This window comes from Aquirufa nivalisilvae (genome assembly GCF_004307455.1).
Classification (GTDB): Bacteria; Bacteroidota; Bacteroidia; order Cytophagales; family Spirosomataceae; genus Aquirufa; species Aquirufa nivalisilvae.
In genome coordinates, this window is sequence record NZ_SEWX01000026.1 from 1 (window position 1) to 393 (window position 393).

The window sequence follows — 393 nt, forward strand, 5'->3', positions numbered from 1 at the left end:
CAACCTCCTTGACCAGCATTTCGAAGTTATTGATTTTACGATGCCGTAAATAATTGTTTTTAATAATGCCATTGATGCGTTCTGCTTTCCCATTTTCCCAGGGATATTTGCACATGCTATTCTTGATCCCATATTTTTGAGTCACGCGTAAAAATTCTCTGGCATAATATTGACCTCCTCCGTCGGAATGAAGTATTAAATCATCAAATCGCCTCTGTTTTCTAAGCTTGATGGCCATTTGTAAGGCTGGAATGGTCGTGTGAGTGGTCAATAGTCTTTTAGAGGTGTGATGACCCACTATATGACGTGTATAGGCATCTATGATAAAAGTAAGGTAATAATAGATCCCATTGACTTGATAATAACTAATGTCGCTCTGCCAATATTGGTCTA

Annotated in this window: 1 protein-coding gene; it reads right to left on the reverse strand. The window is 38.2% G+C overall.

Translation table 11 applies throughout. The features are described 5' to 3' along the window. Positions 1-393: DDE-type integrase/transposase/recombinase (locus tag EWU22_RS13140; RefSeq protein WP_130925905.1), on the reverse strand; the 393-nt coding region annotated here is incomplete at both ends.